Origin of the sequence: Formosa undariae, from assembly GCF_042427615.1 — a bacterium.
In the GTDB taxonomy this organism is placed as follows: Bacteria; Bacteroidota; Bacteroidia; order Flavobacteriales; family Flavobacteriaceae; genus Formosa; species Formosa undariae.
The window spans coordinates 1-559 of the sequence record NZ_JBHMEZ010000005.1 but is presented as its reverse complement, the minus strand read 5'-3'; the positions used below and the strand labels follow the sequence as shown (position 1 = coordinate 559).

Here is a 559-nt window from a genome sequence, read left to right as displayed (position 1 = left end):
GTTCCCTGGCGAGATTGAATCTATGGTTAATTTCTTATGGGTAGCAGTACATAACAAAAAATTCGGAGTTGAAATAAATCAAGCCTTTGAAGAATCATTTAATGGCTACGGATTAAATCACAGTATAGAAGAAGCAGCGATTAGCTGGATGATTGCTGAAAATTTCAGATTAGGAAACGAAATGAGTAGACAAACAGGAGAATACCGTCAAGAGTTTTCTTATCAGCCAAGAGGTCATGCAAAATATGCCGACGTAGTAAGACTTTTTGACTGGGACGCTTTCGAACAATTTAACAGAAACACTAGTGAGAGTTACGAGAATGGTGAAATAAACTATGACGACGATGTAAATAATGTGCCTACCGACGATAGATTATTGAGAATGTCTCAAGCCTTTGGTTACGATTTACGACCATTAATCCATTTCTGGGGGGTTCATCCTGATAATGCCACAAGTTTAGAAACAGAGATTAAAAATAGTGATCTTAAAAAATCGACTGCTATTTACGACCAATTAAGCTTTTACAAGACTATAGTTCCTGCCAATAATGAAGCATTT

Annotated in this window: 1 protein-coding gene; it reads left to right on the top strand. The window is 36.5% G+C overall.

Going from position 1 to position 559, the window contains the following annotated elements:
• Positions 1-559 (top strand): hypothetical protein (locus ACFFVB_RS08175; RefSeq protein ID WP_382382241.1); only part of this gene is annotated, 559 nt, incomplete at both ends.